This is a genomic window from Tardiphaga sp. OK245, assembly GCF_900108575.1.
Lineage (GTDB): Bacteria > Pseudomonadota > Alphaproteobacteria > Rhizobiales > Xanthobacteraceae > Tardiphaga > Tardiphaga robiniae.
This window is the reverse complement of the sequence record NZ_FNWZ01000006.1, coordinates 24,891-40,228: the sequence shown is the minus strand read 5'-3', so window position 1 is coordinate 40,228 and position 15,338 is coordinate 24,891. Positions and strand designations below refer to the sequence as shown.

The 15,338-nt window shown below is 61.4% G+C and carries 17 protein-coding genes; 6 read left to right on the top strand and 11 right to left on the bottom strand.

What is annotated here, in order from left to right; translation table 11 throughout:
• Positions 1-55 precede the first annotated feature (55 nt).
• The 4 genes from BLW80_RS26640 to BLW80_RS26625 all read left to right on the top strand — a co-directional run bounded on the left by BLW80_RS26640 (position 56) and on the right by BLW80_RS26625 (position 3,663).
• Positions 56-769, top strand: coding sequence for an ArsR/SmtB family transcription factor (locus BLW80_RS26640; protein ID WP_093761257.1), 714 nt, complete (start codon positions 56-58; stop codon positions 767-769).
• A 71-nt stretch (positions 770-840) separates the two neighbouring features.
• Positions 841-1,848: an alpha/beta fold hydrolase gene (locus tag BLW80_RS26635; protein ID WP_093761255.1), complete on the top strand. Its 1,008-nt coding sequence runs from the start codon at positions 841-843 to the stop codon at positions 1,846-1,848.
• Positions 1,849-2,037: 189 nt separating this feature from the next.
• A complete protein-coding gene (locus tag BLW80_RS26630) occupies positions 2,038-2,298 on the top strand; it encodes a GCG_CRPN prefix-to-repeats domain-containing protein (RefSeq protein WP_093761253.1) in 261 nt (86 codons plus the stop codon).
• A 120-nt stretch (positions 2,299-2,418) separates the two neighbouring features.
• Entirely contained in the window at positions 2,419-3,663 is a 1,245-nt protein-coding gene (locus BLW80_RS26625) for a glycerophosphodiester phosphodiesterase family protein (protein ID WP_093761251.1), read from the top strand.
• A gap of 9 nt (positions 3,664-3,672) precedes the next feature.
• Here the strand turns inward: BLW80_RS26625 and BLW80_RS26620 are convergent, their stop codons facing one another.
• Positions 3,673-4,305: a trimeric intracellular cation channel family protein gene (locus BLW80_RS26620; RefSeq protein WP_093761249.1), complete on the bottom strand. Its 633-nt coding sequence runs from the start codon at positions 4,303-4,305 to the stop codon at positions 3,673-3,675.
• A 122-nt stretch (positions 4,306-4,427) separates the two neighbouring features.
• On the opposite strand from BLW80_RS26620, the gene BLW80_RS26615 reads away from it, so the two are divergent.
• A complete protein-coding gene (locus tag BLW80_RS26615) occupies positions 4,428-4,697 on the top strand; it encodes a hypothetical protein (protein ID WP_139285956.1) in 270 nt (89 codons plus the stop codon).
• A gap of 23 nt (positions 4,698-4,720) precedes the next feature.
• Here the strand turns inward: BLW80_RS26615 and BLW80_RS26610 are convergent, their stop codons facing one another.
• The 4 genes from BLW80_RS26610 to BLW80_RS26595 form a co-directional block, all read right to left on the bottom strand.
• Entirely contained in the window at positions 4,721-5,032 is a 312-nt protein-coding gene (locus BLW80_RS26610) for a hypothetical protein (RefSeq protein ID WP_093761245.1), read from the bottom strand.
• A gap of 99 nt (positions 5,033-5,131) precedes the next feature.
• Positions 5,132-5,839, bottom strand: a complete 708-nt coding sequence (locus tag BLW80_RS26605; protein ID WP_093761541.1) for an alpha/beta hydrolase — start codon at positions 5,837-5,839, stop codon at positions 5,132-5,134.
• A gap of 78 nt (positions 5,840-5,917) precedes the next feature.
• Entirely contained in the window at positions 5,918-7,510 is a 1,593-nt protein-coding gene (locus BLW80_RS26600) for an ATP-binding protein (protein WP_093761243.1), read from the bottom strand.
• Between the two features lie 92 nt (positions 7,511-7,602).
• Positions 7,603-9,135 carry an acyl-CoA carboxylase subunit beta gene (locus tag BLW80_RS26595; protein WP_093761241.1) on the bottom strand — a complete coding sequence of 511 codons (1,533 nt, stop codon included), beginning with the start codon at positions 9,133-9,135 and terminating at the stop codon, positions 7,603-7,605.
• A gap of 179 nt (positions 9,136-9,314) precedes the next feature.
• On the opposite strand from BLW80_RS26595, the gene BLW80_RS26590 reads away from it, so the two are divergent.
• Complete coding sequence (locus BLW80_RS26590; RefSeq protein ID WP_093761539.1) at positions 9,315-9,773, top strand: DUF4260 domain-containing protein; 459 nt, start codon at positions 9,315-9,317, stop codon at positions 9,771-9,773.
• A 9-nt stretch (positions 9,774-9,782) separates the two neighbouring features.
• Here BLW80_RS26590 and BLW80_RS26585 read toward each other — a convergent pair whose 3' ends face one another.
• The 6 genes from BLW80_RS26585 to BLW80_RS26560 all read right to left on the bottom strand — a co-directional run bounded on the left by BLW80_RS26585 (position 9,783) and on the right by BLW80_RS26560 (position 15,313).
• Complete coding sequence (locus BLW80_RS26585) at positions 9,783-10,454, bottom strand: carboxymuconolactone decarboxylase family protein (RefSeq protein ID WP_093761239.1); 672 nt, start codon at positions 10,452-10,454, stop codon at positions 9,783-9,785.
• 112 nt (positions 10,455-10,566) lie between these two features.
• Positions 10,567-11,796 (bottom strand): HlyD family secretion protein, encoded by a 1,230-nt coding sequence (locus tag BLW80_RS26580; protein WP_093761237.1) that lies wholly within the window; start codon positions 11,794-11,796, stop codon positions 10,567-10,569.
• Positions 11,789-12,238 (bottom strand): hypothetical protein, encoded by a 450-nt coding sequence (locus BLW80_RS26575; protein WP_244528455.1) that lies wholly within the window; start codon positions 12,236-12,238, stop codon positions 11,789-11,791. Before BLW80_RS26575 ends, BLW80_RS26580 begins: the two co-directional genes overlap by 8 nt.
• A 238-nt stretch (positions 12,239-12,476) precedes the next feature.
• A complete protein-coding gene (locus BLW80_RS26570) occupies positions 12,477-12,743 on the bottom strand; it encodes an EscU/YscU/HrcU family type III secretion system export apparatus switch protein (RefSeq protein WP_093761235.1) in 267 nt (88 codons plus the stop codon).
• The gene (gene fliK / locus BLW80_RS26565; protein ID WP_093761537.1) at positions 12,740-14,464 is read right to left on the bottom strand and encodes a flagellar hook-length control protein FliK; all 1,725 of its coding nucleotides are present in this window, start codon (positions 14,462-14,464) and stop codon (positions 12,740-12,742) included. Before fliK ends, BLW80_RS26570 begins: the two co-directional genes overlap by 4 nt.
• Before the next feature lie 57 nt (positions 14,465-14,521).
• Positions 14,522-15,313: an ATP12 family chaperone protein gene (locus BLW80_RS26560; RefSeq protein ID WP_093761232.1), complete on the bottom strand. Its 792-nt coding sequence runs from the start codon at positions 15,311-15,313 to the stop codon at positions 14,522-14,524.
• Between the last annotated feature and the right edge of the window lie 25 nt (positions 15,314-15,338).

Here is a 15,338-nt window from a genome sequence, read left to right as displayed (position 1 = left end):
AGATACCTGGATATAGCCGCTTGCTCGACCGCAATACTTTGATTAGCGTCGAAGTATGAAAGCAGGCCCGGACATCGCCATGGTCGCTGCACTTGTTGGCGATCCTGCACGCGCCAATATGCTGACGGCACTCATGACAGGCCGTGCGTTGACTGCGAGCGAGCTCGCCCAGGAAGCCGGGATTACGGCGCCGACCGCGAGCTCACACCTCTCCAAGCTTGAAGCCGGCGGCCTGATCGAGCCGGAAAAACAAGGGCGCCATCGCTATTATCGCCTCACCGGGCCCGATGTCGCCGGTGTGCTGGAAGGTCTGGCCGGCCTGGCAGCCCGCGCGGGCCATCTCCGCGTTCGCACCGGGCCGAAAGAACCCGCATTGCGCCGCGCGCGGATTTGCTACGACCATCTCGCCGGCGATCTCGGCGTGCAGATGTTCGACAGTATGCGGGCACAGAAGCTGATCCGGCAGACCGAGCGGGTCATCGAACTCACGACCCAAGGCAGCCGGTTCGTTGCTGAAGAATTGAGGATCGATCCGGCGACGCTGACTCATCCGCGCCGGCCGGTCTGCAAGGCCTGCCTCGACTGGAGCGAGCGGCGCCATCATCTGGCCGGCACACTCGGCGCCGCCATCATGACCTCATTCACTGCCATGAAATGGGCGGCCAGAGACCCCTCGCCCGGCAGCCGCGTAGTGCATTTCACCCGCAGCGGTGAGAAGCGTTTCGAGGCATTGTTCGGCACCACCGGCGACGCCATCCGGAAAACGTGAAGACGCCGGCTTACCTTCGCCGCAATGCAGCCTGAAACCGCGCCCGACCTTCCTTCCCCCGGAGCCCCCCGATGAACCGCCTGCTGCTCGCTGCACTGATTGCAACCCTGCCGTTCACCTCATCGCGAGCGGCCGAGCCTCCTGCGGCGCGCGAGCCCTACGGCATCGGCCTCGAAGGTTTCCCCTATCCCTACCCCGTCAACATGCTGCCGCTGGTCAATGACGGCGAGCAGCTGCGCATGGCCTATATGGACGTGCCATCGACCAAGCCCAACGGCCGAACCGTGGTGCTATTGCACGGCCGCAATTTTCCATCGAGCTACTGGGCGCCGGTGATCGGCACGTTGAACGAGGCAGGTTACCGCGTCGTGGTCCCCGACCAGATCGGCTTCGGCAAATCATCGAAGCCATCAGGCGATCTGCATTTCGACAACCTTGCCCGCAACACTGTTGCGCTGATGGATCACCTCGGGATCGCGAAATTCGACATCGTCGCGCATTCGCTGGGCGGCATGTTGAGCGTCCGTATCGCGCGCGCTTATCCCGATCGCATCGATCACCTGCTGCTCGCGGCGCCGATCGGACTGGAAGACTATCGGCTCTATGTGCCACCGACGCCGACTGAGAAGATCTTGGAGAACGAAGACAAGCTGACGGCGGAAGGTTACCGCAAACAGCTCGAGGTGAACTATTCGCTGAAGATGCAGCCCGACCAGGTAACGCCCTTCATCGACGCGCGTTTCAACATCAAGGGGTCGCCGGAATATCCGCGCTGGCTGCGCGCCTTCGTCAGTTCGGCGCAGATGATCTATCGCGAACCCGTGGTCCACGAAATTCCGCTGATCGCCCTGCCGACCCTGTTCATCATGGGCGCCGACGATCATAACGCACCGGGCAAGCCGAATGCGCCGGAAGCATTGCGGCCGAAGATGGGGCAGAACGCCGATCTCGCGAAAGCGCTGGCAGCGAAGATGCCGAACGCGAAGGCCGAGGTGCTGCCGGACGCGGGCCATATCGTGTTTCTCGATGCACCGGCGAAATTCAACGAATTGATGCTGGGATTTCTCGCGGCGAAGTAGCAACTGCCGCGCCCTGCTACGCGGATATCCCGAAACATTCATGCTGTATTCAGATCGAATCGGCTTAATCGTGCTGTGCAGCGTTGATCCCCAGCAATTTTCTTGCCCCGTAAGAGTTTCTGCAGCGGGTGATGCGATGCCATCATTATTCTCTGCGCCGCATCGCGGCGCCATCGAGGGAGAACACGAATGAAGACGATCTTTGCTGCGGCTCTGTTCGCCGTCAGCGTCGGAGGCCTTGGTGCCGCCAATGCAATGCCCCTGGCACCGCTCAGCGCAGCCGAGACGGCTGGCGTAATCCAGGTCGCTCAAGGCTGTGGCCCCGGCTATGCCCGTGGTCCCTATGGCGGTTGCCGTCCGATGTTCCGTGGTCCGCCGCCGCGCGGCCCGGGTTACTGCCCTCCCGGCTTCTTCCGCAATCCCTACGGCCGCTGCATCCGCCGCTGGTGATCGCTGCACAATCCTGACGACGAAGACCCCGCCACTGGCGGGGTTTTTTGTTGCCCACGCGGCGGTTACGGCCGTCACACGAAGATGACAGAATGGCACTTCGCTATTCTGGGGATCGTCATGTCGCGCGCTTTGCGTCGTCTCATTCTGGTCGGGCTCTTCGGCCTCTCATCGCTGACGGCCGGCCGCGCCGAAACCATTCCCCTGCCCGAGCCGCAGCTCGGCCCGCGGCCGTTCTATCTCGTCGACAAGATGAAAGACGGCCCGCTGAAGGCAAAGCTGAGCACCTGCACCGGGCCGTTTCGCAAGAGCGATTTCTCCATCGCCCATCGCGGCGCGCCGCTGCAATTTCCCGAGCATACACGGGAGTCCTATCTCGCTGCGGCGCGCATGGGCGCCGGCGTGATCGAATGCGACGTGACCTTTACGAAGGACCGCCAGTTGGTCTGCCGGCATTCGCAATGCGACCTGCATACGACAACGAACATCCTGTCGGTGCCATCGCTTGCAGCGAAGTGCACGCAACCCTTCAGCCCTGCCGATCCCGCCACCGGCAAGAAGGCGTCGGCGAAATGCTGTACCAGCGACATCACGCTGGCGGAGTTCAGGACGCTGACGGCGAAGATGGATGCCGCCAACACCTCTGCCACGACCGTTGCTGATTATCAGAACGGCACGCCGCGCTGGCGCACCGACCTCTATGCCAGCTCGGGCACGCTGATGACCCACGCGGAAAGCATCGCGCTGATCAAGAGCCTCGGCGCCAAATTCACGCCGGAGCTGAAGGCGCCGGAAGTGCCGATGCCGTTCGACGGCGATTACAGCCAGGAGAAATACGCGACCCAGATGCTCGACGAATATCGTGCCGCCGGCATTCCGCCTGGCGACGTATTTGCCCAGAGCTTCGATCTCAACGACATCACGTTCTGGATCCGCACCGCGCCGGAATTCGGCGCGCAGGCGGTCTATCTCGACGGCCGCTATGAAACACCGGGTTTCGATCACATGCGCGCGGAAACGTGGAAACCGTCTATGGCCGAACTCAAGGCTGCCCGCGTCAAGATTCTCGCGCCGCCGATCTACATGCTGCTGACGCTTGATGGCACCAACAAGATCGTGCCCTCCCCTTATGCCAAGGCAGCGCGCGACGCCGGGCTCGATCTGATCACCTGGTCGCTCGAGCGCGACGGGCCGCTCGCAAACGGCGGCGTTTTCTTCCATCGCTCGGTCAAACCCGCCATCGACCGCGACGGCGACACGCTGACGGTGCTGGACGTGCTGGCGAGAGACGTCGGCGTGCGCGGTGTGTTTTCCGACTGGCCGGCCACGACGACGTTCTATGCGAGCTGCATGGGGCTGCGCTGACGCCGCACGCTATTTGGCGTCGCTGTCATAGATGAATTTCGGCATTTCCAGCTTCAGCCGGATTGCCAGCAGGCGGAATACCAAACCGGTCACAGCGGCAACCAACGTCACCAGATCGGGACTGAATCCGTATTTGATCCCGCCGATATAGAGAAGCCCCGTGACGATCGAGACGCTGGCATAGAGTTCGGCGCGAAACAGCAGCGGCACGTCGTTGCACAGCACGTCGCGGAGCACGCCGCCGACGCAGCCAGTGATCATCCCGGCCACCACGACAATCAGCAGCGGCTGATCCATGGCAAGCGCGATGTTGCAGCCCATGATGGTGAAGACCACGAGACCGATGGCATCGAGCACCAGAAACAGCGCGTGGAAGCGATGCACCACGCGCGCAAGCCCGATGGTCAGCAGCGCCGCACCGCCGGTCAGCAGCAGCAGATACGGGCTCTTCACCCACCACAGCGGATAGTGCCCGAGCAGCATGTCGCGCACCGAACCACCGCCGAGCGCCGTGATGCAACCGAGCATGGCGACGCCGAGCCAGTCCATCTTGCGCCGCCCGGCCGCTAGCGCAGCCGTCATCGCTTCGGCAACGAGCGCGATCATGGCGAGCGGAAACAGCAGGGCTTCGGTATGGGGCATGGGACTCGTCGGTAGCGGATGACGGCGACCTGTAACACAAATCCGTGCATGCGGTGACCGGCGGCGGACAAATCCCCGCCATCTTCCTGAGCCTCCATCACAACCTCACAGCAGGAGGTGTCATGACCCGTCTGTTTCTCACTTTCCCCATTCTACTCATGGCTGGCGCGGCCATGGCGGAGGACGCGCGGCTGTCGATGCCCTATTATGGCAGCGCCACCATGAATGCCGATGACAGCCTGGTGCTGCATTTCACCCGCACGGTGGACGGCAAGCCGGCTGACGGCTCGCAGACCTTTGCCCCCGGCGATCGCAGCTATGACAACGTGCGTCGCCACCTGAGCGGCATTGAACCCGGCCAGACCAAACCGCTGACGCCCTGGAGAGACTGAGCGTCAGCACAAACGGGCTTGCCCTACCAGTACCGGCGGCGCCAGTAGCGACGACGGACCCGATAACGGCGACGCCAGCCCCAATGCCGGCGGCGATAACCCCAGAACCGGCGACGCCGCCAGCCGCGGCGACGCCACTGGACTTGCTCAGGCTGGAGACGATCGACGTCGTCCTGCGACGCCACGGCAGGCTGCGGTTCGTTGCCCGGCTTGTGATTGTCGAGTGGATTGGCCGGCAGCAGCGGGGCGGCCTGAACCTGCGTGACGGCCTGAGCGGCCAAGCCGACGCCCGCGGCAAAGCCGAAGGCGATCTTCAGAAAATGACGGCGTTCCATCGCGATCCCTCCTGATATCCGTGAGGGCATCAGGATCGGACCAGTGGCATGAATGGAAACTGAATGTGCGCGGGAACTCACACATTCGGCATCTCTCCGTTATCGAAAGCCGGCAGCGAGCCCGACGACCTGGCCATCGAGTCCGTTGAAACCATGATATCCCCGCGCCTCACACGGGTCGCCGTCATTGCGTCCGCCGCTCAGCCAGGCCACTCGGGCGCGCCCGGCCGACCATTTCACGAATGGGTCGACGCCCGCCGGCGCAGTGACTTTGCAGCCATCGTTGCGATGATGGATGACCAGCGTGCGCGGCAGCGCCGAGGGCGAGCCGATAATCGACATCACATTGCTGCCACTGCCTGACTCCGCGCTGAGAAAGCCCGAGGTCAGCACCAGCGCATCCGGCCGCGCGCCCCGCGCGATCCCCTCGGCGGCACGCTGTGTGCCGCGGCTGGTCGCCACCACCGTCACCGGGCGCTTGATTGCGGCCATGTACTGCACCGCGCTGGACAGATCGGTCCCCGCATCGACCACCAGCACCGCCAGCCCCCGCGCCGCATAGGCGCTGCGGGTGCGCACGAGCTGATTGCCCCTCAGCCCGTTGATCTCGCCATGTTCGCGGGGGCTGATGGCGCCGCTGCCGCCGGGCATCAGGATCACGCTGGCGCGCGGCGACGCAGGCTTGATGAGCACGGCGCGCGAGCCACCGACGGTGACAGTTTCATCGGCGCGGGCGGCCTTAACCGTGAAGCCAACGAATGTCAGAAAAGCGAAAATGTGGGTGATATAGATCAAGGGCTTTGTCATGTGCATTTCCGTTGAACTTCTGCCTGAGACGGATTTCGCAAGGCCGGCGGTATACGCAGAAGTAATTCGCGCTATGAACTACGTGGAGAAACTCAATCCAAACAAGACCGCTAAAATCTGCTCGATCGTTGACCGGTAGTTCTCAATATCTTTGTCAACAACATCCATAGTAGCCCGCTCGTGAATCAGCTTATTACGCTGCTCGTAGTAATGCTCCGCAATCGTGATAAGATTTTCTGGGATCCGCGCACGCTTACGTATCTCCGCCACAACAAGATGCCGCTTGCCAAACAGCTCTTTTATCTTCGCGTCACCATATTCTTTTTTTGGAAAGAGATCAGTTCGATGAACAATGAATTCCTTGAGAGCGATTTCAAAATTGCTATCCAAGAGAATAAGCGCGATCCGATTTTTTGTTTGTAACTTTTGTCTTCTAACTACGTCGATAACTCCGATTGCTTCGACAAGCCCAAGCGTCCATGGCATATCTTTTAATTTTTGGGAATTTTCTTCTTTCAGGTCAGCGACCGCAGTCTTGCGCACTCGAGGCAGAGGCGGAAGCACCAGATGAGATCTTTCTCCGCTTCCAATAGGCTCGATTTTTTCTATTTTTCCGGATTCGTATTGAAATACTTGGCTCTCTCGATCATCTTTGAGCCGCCGAGAAAGCGAACTAAAATGGACCATCATCTCGACTAAGGTTGGTCGCAGGCGCTCAAATACAGGATGCGCAATATTGATGCCGCTCTTCGTGCTATTCCAAGGCATCAATGCAGCGGGCCCCTGCAGACGGACGATTGCTCGACAAAGGGATACGTCAGGATGCGGCACGCCAATTTCACTATGGTAGCCGACATCGCGCGTTCTGAGCTCTTTAACGACAAGTCGATGATTGCAATAAAAATATGCTCCATAATTCTCTGCTTTAGGGTCGCGGTCTATGATCAGCCCCACAGTTATTTCGCAGAGTACTTTTCCGTCTTTGCCAAAATCCGCTTCAAACGATGCAACGCGTGGTGGGAAATTCGGCGGATAAGCCCATTGCTCAAAATTTTCTGAGCCTGTGGCCACTTCGTTGACTTCAATTGAACAGCCGCGATCGATGAACCAACCGTATGTTTCACCTATATGCGCGCGAAGATCACCGATATCTGTTTTGATGAAGGGGCGCCGCAGACGCGAAATATCAATCTGCGTGGTGCTTGGTGCAATTTCTGGAATTTCATACGCAGCAAGCTCCCAATCCTCGGATTCGAGCCACTCCTTTGTGATATCCAACTCCAAACTCCGCTCACTGCGAAGCCGAGTCCGAATCTCAACTTGCTCTCCTAATGCTATTCCAGCGCGCTTGCTGCCAACTCCGAATATCCCAATACGCTCGGCATTTGGGTCATTCTTGCTTCCACCTGGAGCCACTAGAAGTTTAAGATCATCATGTCCGACCCCACCGGCATTATCGATTACCGAGATGAGTTGTCGGTCCGGATCGAGCGTAATCTCAATTTTGGGAGTAACCGTCGCTCCATTGCGCATCCAAACATCAAGCGCATTGTCTACCAATTCTGAAAGCGCGGTCTTCAGATTGTAGTCGCTTATAATGGACCAGAACATCCGCTTGACCGGCGTGCCGTCAATCGGCTCGATTTCGGTTTTCCTGAACACACCGGCCATACAGTCCCCCGCCCGAACACCCGCTTAACGAGCATCCAATCACGGAGATATACTGTATCGCAAGTTAAGCCCTACGCCGCACTGCAATAAACTCACAACGGCATATTGTCGTGCTTCTTCATCGGCACTTCCAGATGCTTGTCCTTCAGCATCGCCAGCGCGCGGGCGATGCGCTTGCGGGTGGAGTGCGGCATGATCACGTCGTCGATATAGCCGCGCTCGGCCGCGACGAAGGGTGACAGAAAACGGTCTTCATATTCCTTGGTGCGCGCGGCGATCTTGTCGGCGTCGCCGATGTCCTGGCGGAAGATGATCTCCACCGCACCCTTGGCACCCATCACGGCGATCTGCGCCGTCGGCCAGGCATAGTTCATGTCGGCGCCGATTTCCTTCGAGGCCATCACGTCGAAGGCGCCGCCATAGGCCTTGCGGGTGATCACGGTGACCAATGGCACGGTGCACTGGCTGTAGGCGAACAGCAGCTTGGCGCCGTGCTTGATGAGGCCGCCATATTCCTGCGCGGTGCCCGGCAGGAAGCCCGGCACGTCGACGAAAGTCACGATCGGAATGTTGAAGGCGTCGCAGAAGCGCACGAAGCGCGCAGCCTTGCGCGAGGCGTCGCTGTCGAGCACGCCGGCCAGCACCATCGGCTGGTTGGCGACGAAGCCGACTGTCTTGCCGGCAATGCGACCGAAGCCGGTGACGATGTTCTTGGCGAAGGTCTCGGCGATCTCGAAGAAATCGCCTTCGTCCACGACCTTCAGGATCAGCTCCTTCATGTCGTAGGGCTTGTTCGGATTGTCGGGGATCAGCGTGTCCAGCGAGAAGTCGGTACGCTCGATGTCGTCGAAGCTCGGCCATTCCGGCACGCCTTCGGTATTGTTGGCCGGCAGGAAGTCGATCAGCCGGCGCATCTGCAACAGCGTCTCGACGTCATTCTCGAAGGCGCCGTCGGCGATCGAGGATTTCGTCGCATGCACGCTTGCGCCGCCGAGTTCTTCGGCAGTGACGACCTCGTTGGTCACGGTCTTCACAACATCGGGGCCGGTGACGAACATATAGCTGGTGTTCTTCACCATGAAGATGAAGTCAGTCATGGCCGGCGAATAAACGTCACCGCCGGCGCAGGGTCCCATGATGACGGAGATCTGCGGGATCACGCCCGAGGCCTGGACGTTGCGGCGGAACACGTAGGAGTAACCCGCGAGCGCCGCGACACCTTCCTGGATGCGCGCGCCGCCGGCGTCATAGAGGCCGATGATCGGCGCCCGCGCCTTCATCGCCATATCCTGCAGCTTAGTGATCTTGAGCGCGTGGGTCTCGGACAGCGAACCGCCGAACACGGTGAAATCCTTGGCGAAGACGAAGGTCTTGCGACCGTTGACGGTGCCCCAGCCGGTGACGACGCCGTCACCGGGAATCTTGGACTTTTCCATGCCAAATTCCACGGAGCGGTGTTCGACGAACATGTCGAATTCCTCGAAGGACCCCTTGTCGAGCAAAAGCTCGATGCGCTCGCGGGCGGTCAGCTTGCCCTTGCTGTGCTGCGACTCGATCCGCGTCTCGCCGCCGCCCAGTTTGGCGCCTGCACGACGCGCTTCGAGGGTGTCCAGGATGTCTTTCATGTGCTCCAGCCCGTCAATGTCACGTGTTATCGCCCGCGGCAGCCGCAGGGTTTGGGCGAGGTTCTAGCATGGGGTTTTCGACGGTGGAAACGCCCATCAGGAAGGGTTGAATCCCCCAAAATCGCATGGCGCCGGCGGCGATCCTGCCTATATCCGGATCAGACAAGGGAGAGCGCCGGATGACCAATATCGTGATCAATGAAAACAGTGGCGCAGCCACGGGCGGCGTGCGTGACCTGCTGCGCTGGGAAGGCGTGGCGCTGTTTGTCGGAATGACGCTGTTCTACTGGATCTCGGGCGCGCCCTGGCAGATCTATGCCCTGTTTTTCTTCGTCCCGGACCTCAGCATGCTGGCCTATCTGGCGGGCCCGCGGATCGGCGCGGGCGTCTATAATCTGGTGCACGCGACCATCGCGCCGCTGCTGCTCGCGCTGGCCGGTATCGCCACCGCCGAGCCGATCGCCGGTTCGATCGCACTGGTCTGGTTCGCCCATATCGGCTTCGACCGCGCACTCGGCTACGGGCTGAAATACGACGCCGGTTTCCGCTTCACCCATCTCGGCCGCATCGGCAAGGATGCGACCGCACCGGCCACGGCGGAAAACCCGACAACCGGCAACCCGATCAAGGCTGCCTGACGCGCGGCCTCACGGCTCGCCGGGCTTGAACGGCACCTCCTTGCCGGGCGGTGTGCTCTCCTCCGCCATCGCCAGTAACATCGCCACCATCACGTAATTGCCGGCCACGGCCGTGAGATCGACGATCTGCTGATCGTTGAAGATCTTCCTGGCACGCGCATAGGTCGCGTCGGAGACCTTGTGCGTGTTCGTCAGCTCGGTGACGAAGTCGTACACCGTCGCCTCGTCCTCAGCCATGTTGGCGGGCCGCTTGTTGGCCTTGAGATCGGCGATGATCTCCGGCGACAATCCCGCTTTCTGCGCGAGTGGCGCATGCGCGAACCATTCGACCTGCGAGCGCCATTGCCGCCCGATGATGATGATCGCGAATTCGTTGAGCTTGACCGGAACGGACGTGTCCCAGCGCAGATAGGCGAACAGATCGAACAGCTTTTGCCCGAGCACCGGGCTGCGCATCATCGGATTATAGGGACCGGCGAGACCCACGCTCGAGACCTTCATCACCTGCTCGCCGAGCGGCTTCTGCCTGGCGTCGAGCTGATCCATGGTGAGCTGCGGAAAGCGCGGCTCCTTGCTGGTGGCAGGCTGGGCAAACATGGTGGCGGCAAACCAGCCGCTGGCCGCTGCAAGCGCGAGCGACGACAGTCCGATGGACGACATCCAGAGCGATGGGGACTTCATGATTTCCTCCGTGAGCTTTTTTCTTGTTCACGAAGGCTAGTTCAACGGGCATGACAGCGCCAGTTCCGGAGCGTCCCGGAACGATCGCCTCGCCCCGCAGACCGCGCGGAGCTCAGTGACCGCTCATCACCAGCGTCTTGACAGGAAGCAACAACGCCTGGATCCGCAGCAACATCGCGTGGACGACCCCAACGGCATCGACGGCATGAAGCGCCAGCCACTTGAAAGAACCGATCCCCTTCGCGGCGATGGCGTCATGATTGCTGGTATAGGCATTGACGATACAGCTACTGCCGGGCGTCACGCCGTCGAGACCGCCCTGATAGATTGGCTCCAGGAATGTGAGGATGGTGCCCGGCGCGCGGACTTGCTGCGCTTCCACCAACTGCTCGCCGCCGCGAAACTGGCCAGCCGCGATATAATTCTGGACGCCGGTCACCACCATCGGGATGACGGTCCACGGCTTCGAAATACAGGTCGCCTCGGCAACCATGCCCACCTTCATCACCTGCGCTTCGATTTGCCCGAATCCTGCCGAGAGCACGCGGCCCGCATTCTCCGGAATGAGAATGCCCGCTGATCGCATGACGGGATTGACGACATCGCCGACGCGAAGCGTGAACTGCTCGACGCGCCCGTCCACGCCTGCGCGAATGAACGTCTTGTCGAGATCGACTTGCGCCTCCGCGAGTGCCGCCTGCGCGCTGGCCTTCTCCGCCGGCAGCAGCGCGGAGATACGCGTCATCGCGGATTGTCGCGCGGCCATGGCCGCATCAAGCGCCCCCTGGCGGCCGGTCAGCAGCACCTCGAGTTTTTCGATGTCGCGTTGCGGCACCATGCCAGGATTTCGCTTCTGCAATTCACGTTTGGTATCGAGTTCGTCCGAGGTCTGCTGAAAAGACCCCTTGGCCTCCTGCGCCTGCCCTTCGGCCTTCAGAATATCGGCCTGCGCCGCCAGCATGGCCGCATCGACCTCGGCAATCTTGCGCCGCGCGGTCTCCATCGACGCTTCCTGCTTGGCGTTATCGAGCCGGAAGATCACGTCGCCCTTCCTGACCGGGGCACTGAACTGGACGTGCACCTCCGCCACCCGGCCATTGACCTCGGGAAGGATCGGCACGGTCCGATAGAACAAGGTCGCGCTTGTCGTGGATGGATGAAAATAGAAGATCACCGTGATCAGAGCGACCGTCAGCATCACGCAGGCTGTGATCCCCCATCTGAGTTCGAACCACACCGAATAGAACGTGATCTCCCGCCCCAGGCGCTTGCCTTGACCGTAGCGGCGATAGAGATAATCCGGAAAAACCGTCAGCAGCGAGCAGAGGAGAAGCTCAAGCATGATCGTGCCCTCCGGCTTCCCCGGGACGGCTCGATGTTTCTGCCGCGATAGGGAGCGGTGGTGGTTCACCGGACAGCTCGGTGGTTTCGCTGGTAGCGTCGCCGTCGGCAATCTTCCGCACCGATCCTGCGATACTGCGCAACGGCGTGCTGAAATCCGGCAAATCGATCATCGCCAGCAACAGCCCGATTATCCAGAACAGATGGTTATGGGTGAACAATGCGATCAGGCCCAACACGGCCACGATTTCAAACTGCAGCTTCTGCGACTTGTGCGCCATGCGTTCCGGCATGCTGTGCAGGCGCAGATACAGATTGCCGACCATCATGATGGAGCCGATCAGAACGATTCCGACCACAACCATGAGCGTGTCAGTCTCGCCGGGAGCGGTAATGAAGCCAGGCAGATGATGCGGAGCGTTCGGATGCAGCGTCTCACTCACGTGATCCCCCATTCCCACAGCGTCAGGCGAGCACTAGCCTCTCCCGGGTTTCATAGTTGCACAAAGCTGGGACTTGGCAAGCATCAGCTTGTGCGCGATAGGAAATGCGCTGCAACAAATCTACATTCATGCCGGGCGGACTGAGGGTTGATAGCTCGCGGATGCGAGATCACCAGCCTCGAAAGGTCAGCGCAGAACAGTTCAACGATCTGACATGTATCGCGGCCGAATGACGAGGCTAGTGTGCGCGGCCCGACAGCCTGAGCACGAAGACCAGCACTTCCGCGACAGCCTTGTAGAGCTCGGCTGGAATCTCATCACCGATTTCGACATTCGAGAGTGCGCCGGCGAGTACCTCATTTTCCTCGATGGGAATGTCGTGGGCCTTGGCGACCTCGATGATCTTCTCACCGATCGCGCCCTTGCCTTTCGCGGTGACAACAGGCGCGCCGGTCTTGTCGTAATGCAGCGCGACGGCGAGCGATCTTTTGGGCTGCACGATCATAGCGCGCGATCCAGAAAATGCCCCGCCGATGCGGGCGCGGGCTGCATCGGTGCACCCTCGCGGACCACGATATCCCCGGGCTGCAGATTGGCGCGGATCAGCGCCTGATTGAGCTGCGCCGTACCGGCCTGCAACTGCAGCGCCGTCGCCGGACGCTCGGCCCACATCCGCACCGACGTCTTGTCGCCGGTCAGCGAGACCAGCGCATGGACCGGGCCAGCAGGCTCGACATCGAGTGAAAAGCGCGCACGCCAGACCTGCTTGGCCGCTTCAGTCTCACTACCATTGCCGCCATCGCGCGAAATTTCGAATTGCGCCATGGCCGTACCGGCCGGCACCGCAAATGGAATTTCGAAACTCCAGCGCGGCGATGCCTGATCGAGCCGCGGCGCTGCAAGACCGTCCGCACGATCCGGCAAGGATGCCACCTGCAGCAGGGTCTGGCGCGCCAGCGCCGCATCGGTATCCGCGAGCAGATGATGCACGGTGGTGCCCAGCGGCGCATTTGCCGGGAGTGTCGGCAAAGCCATCGCCTGTGCCGTCGGCAACCCGCCGCGCAACGGCGGCGGCGGCAGGGTGTTGCGCGCGATGTTCGTTTCGGCACCCGGCTGGCCCGCTGGCGCCTTCGTAGCGGGCAGCAGATCCATCATCATGCTGTCGTCGAACACCAGCGATGCCGCACTACCCATGCCCTTGGGAGCCGTCTGCAGCGCGTCGCGAAGCAAGTTGAACGCGGCCCGGTTCGCCGTCAGTTGTGCAGCCGCTTCGGGGGCTTTTGCCACGGCCGGTGCGGTCTGGGCCGGGATATCGAGCCCGGGCTCGTCTGCGGCGAGAAGCCCAGCCTGCTGCAGCGGGTCGTTCTTGATGCTGGCCTTGGGCAACATGGTCGCGGTCACCGCAGCAGCTTGCGCCTGCTGTGCGGTGACCTGCGCCACGACATTGGGGAGCGCGTTTGCCGGAGCCAATACTGGCTGCTCCGGTGTCGCTGCATTCGCCGTCGCTGGCGTTGTGCTCTGGGTCGGACTCGCTGTGGCGAGCGTCGTCGCCAACGCCTGGCGCAACACGATCAATGCCGCTTTCATGTCGGGCACGCCGCCTTGCGGCAGCGATCCCTTGGCCAGCGATGATTCCAGAAATAGGCCGGAATTCTGGAACGCCGATTTGACTTCCTCGCCGGTGAGCTGGCTGTCGAGCGGCGGGCGTTGCGCCAGTACCTGCGCGACCGCCTGCTGCAACTGCTGCGGCAGCCCCTTCAACGAAGTGGCGACACCGAGATTGGCAAACAGCGTCGCAAGGCTCGCCTGCTGCGTCACGGCGCTTTGCGTAGCAGTGGAGACCGCCTGTGCTTCCCGCGATGTCAGCTGGATCTTGGAGGTCGCGATGGCATTGGCGAGATTGATCGGCAGGTCTGGCGCGAGGGTCACGTCGCCGGAGGACGTACCGCCCGCCTGCCCTGCACCTGTGTTCTGCGGGGTGACGACGGCAAGCTGGACATTGCCGTTATCCGTCTTCGACACGGCGAATTGCAGCACCTGCCCGGCCTGTAACGGCACCTGCGATTGCACGTCGATCGTGCTGTGCCCGATGGCGATACGGACCTGATTGTCTGGCGAGACCGAGAGCACGCGGCCGGCAATCACGCTGCCGGGCTGAAACGCGACTTCGCTCGCCACGCCCTGCGCGGAGACAACCGGTAAGATCGAGTTGACGGGAGTCGGCATGGTGAGCGGCACCGGACAATGGTGCAGCTACGCTAGTTAACGGTCGTTAACTTCCGATTAACCCGCTGACGGTGCGACCGCCTTCAGCACCAGCACGGCAGCCTTGAAATCCACCTGCCGCGCCGCACGCCGCGCAGCGACTTCCTCATCGAGGCCCCACTTCTCGATATTCCAGTCCTCGTCGACAAAGGCGGCGGTCCAGACCTGATCGGCATTCAGATGGCCATGGAGCAGCGCCAGCGCGAGCAGCGCCGAGCCGGTGATCGTCGTCACCAGATGCAGCGCGGCGATCGCCCATGGATCGCTCGGCAGCGCCGCGCGGGCAGATGCGATCGCCTGTTCGGGCTGGCTGACATGCACGATGCCCTCAGCCAGGATGAAATGCGCGCCGAGATCATCGGCAGCCCAGAACAAGACAGGGTCCCATGCCGCAGCCTCGCGCGCGATAAGCGCCTCGGGATAGCCGGCGCGATAGAACAGCAGATCGGTGCTGAAGTATTTTGCGATATCGTCAGCCACTGCCTGGGTCTGCGCCTCGTCGCGGATCGCATCGATCACGCTGTTGGCCAGGCGCGTCACCGGCATGCTCGTGGGATCGATAACATCCTGCTGCGCATCCCATTCCGCAACCATGACCTCGGCAATGGCTGATGTAGGAACGACCAGCGGATGGCGCGACGGCGTGCGCACGGTCTTGTCGTCGAGCATGATGGCAAAGCCATCCGGTGTCTCGCTCATCCCAACGGTCTTGTAGAAACGCTTGCGCTGTGGACCACGCGTCGACCGTCGCACCGCCTCTTGCGGATCGAGCTGCGACTGGCCGTACACTTCGTCAAACAATTCACGCATCGATGGTCTCAATTCCTGTTCGCCA

Bases quoted from the DNA above. Each gene is read 5' to 3' on its own strand.
- BLW80_RS26640 (WP_093761257.1), top strand. From the start codon at position 56: ATGAAAGCAGGCCCGGACATCGCCATGGTCGCTGCACTTGTTGGCGAT.
- BLW80_RS26635 (WP_093761255.1), top strand. From the start codon at position 841: ATGAACCGCCTGCTGCTCGCTGCACTGATTGCAACCCTGCCGTTCACC.
- BLW80_RS26630 (WP_093761253.1), top strand. From the start codon at position 2,038: ATGAAGACGATCTTTGCTGCGGCTCTGTTCGCCGTCAGCGTCGGAGGC.
- BLW80_RS26625 (WP_093761251.1), top strand. From the start codon at position 2,419: ATGTCGCGCGCTTTGCGTCGTCTCATTCTGGTCGGGCTCTTCGGCCTC.
- BLW80_RS26620 (WP_093761249.1), bottom strand. From the start codon at position 4,305: ATGCCCCATACCGAAGCCCTGCTGTTTCCGCTCGCCATGATCGCGCTC.
- BLW80_RS26615 (WP_139285956.1), top strand. From the start codon at position 4,428: ATGACCCGTCTGTTTCTCACTTTCCCCATTCTACTCATGGCTGGCGCG.
- BLW80_RS26610 (WP_093761245.1), bottom strand. From the start codon at position 5,032: ATGGAACGCCGTCATTTTCTGAAGATCGCCTTCGGCTTTGCCGCGGGC.
- BLW80_RS26605 (WP_093761541.1), bottom strand. From the start codon at position 5,839: ATGACAAAGCCCTTGATCTATATCACCCACATTTTCGCTTTTCTGACA.
- BLW80_RS26600 (WP_093761243.1), bottom strand. From the start codon at position 7,510: ATGGCCGGTGTGTTCAGGAAAACCGAAATCGAGCCGATTGACGGCACG.
- BLW80_RS26595 (WP_093761241.1), bottom strand. From the start codon at position 9,135: ATGAAAGACATCCTGGACACCCTCGAAGCGCGTCGTGCAGGCGCCAAA.
- BLW80_RS26590 (WP_093761539.1), top strand. From the start codon at position 9,315: ATGACCAATATCGTGATCAATGAAAACAGTGGCGCAGCCACGGGCGGC.
- BLW80_RS26585 (WP_093761239.1), bottom strand. From the start codon at position 10,454: ATGAAGTCCCCATCGCTCTGGATGTCGTCCATCGGACTGTCGTCGCTC.
- BLW80_RS26580 (WP_093761237.1), bottom strand. From the start codon at position 11,796: ATGCTTGAGCTTCTCCTCTGCTCGCTGCTGACGGTTTTTCCGGATTAT.
- BLW80_RS26570 (WP_093761235.1), bottom strand. From the start codon at position 12,743: ATGATCGTGCAGCCCAAAAGATCGCTCGCCGTCGCGCTGCATTACGAC.
- fliK (WP_093761537.1), bottom strand. From the start codon at position 14,464: ATGCCGACTCCCGTCAACTCGATCTTACCGGTTGTCTCCGCGCAGGGC.
- BLW80_RS26560 (WP_093761232.1), bottom strand. From the start codon at position 15,313: ATGCGTGAATTGTTTGACGAAGTGTACGGCCAGTCGCAGCTCGATCCG.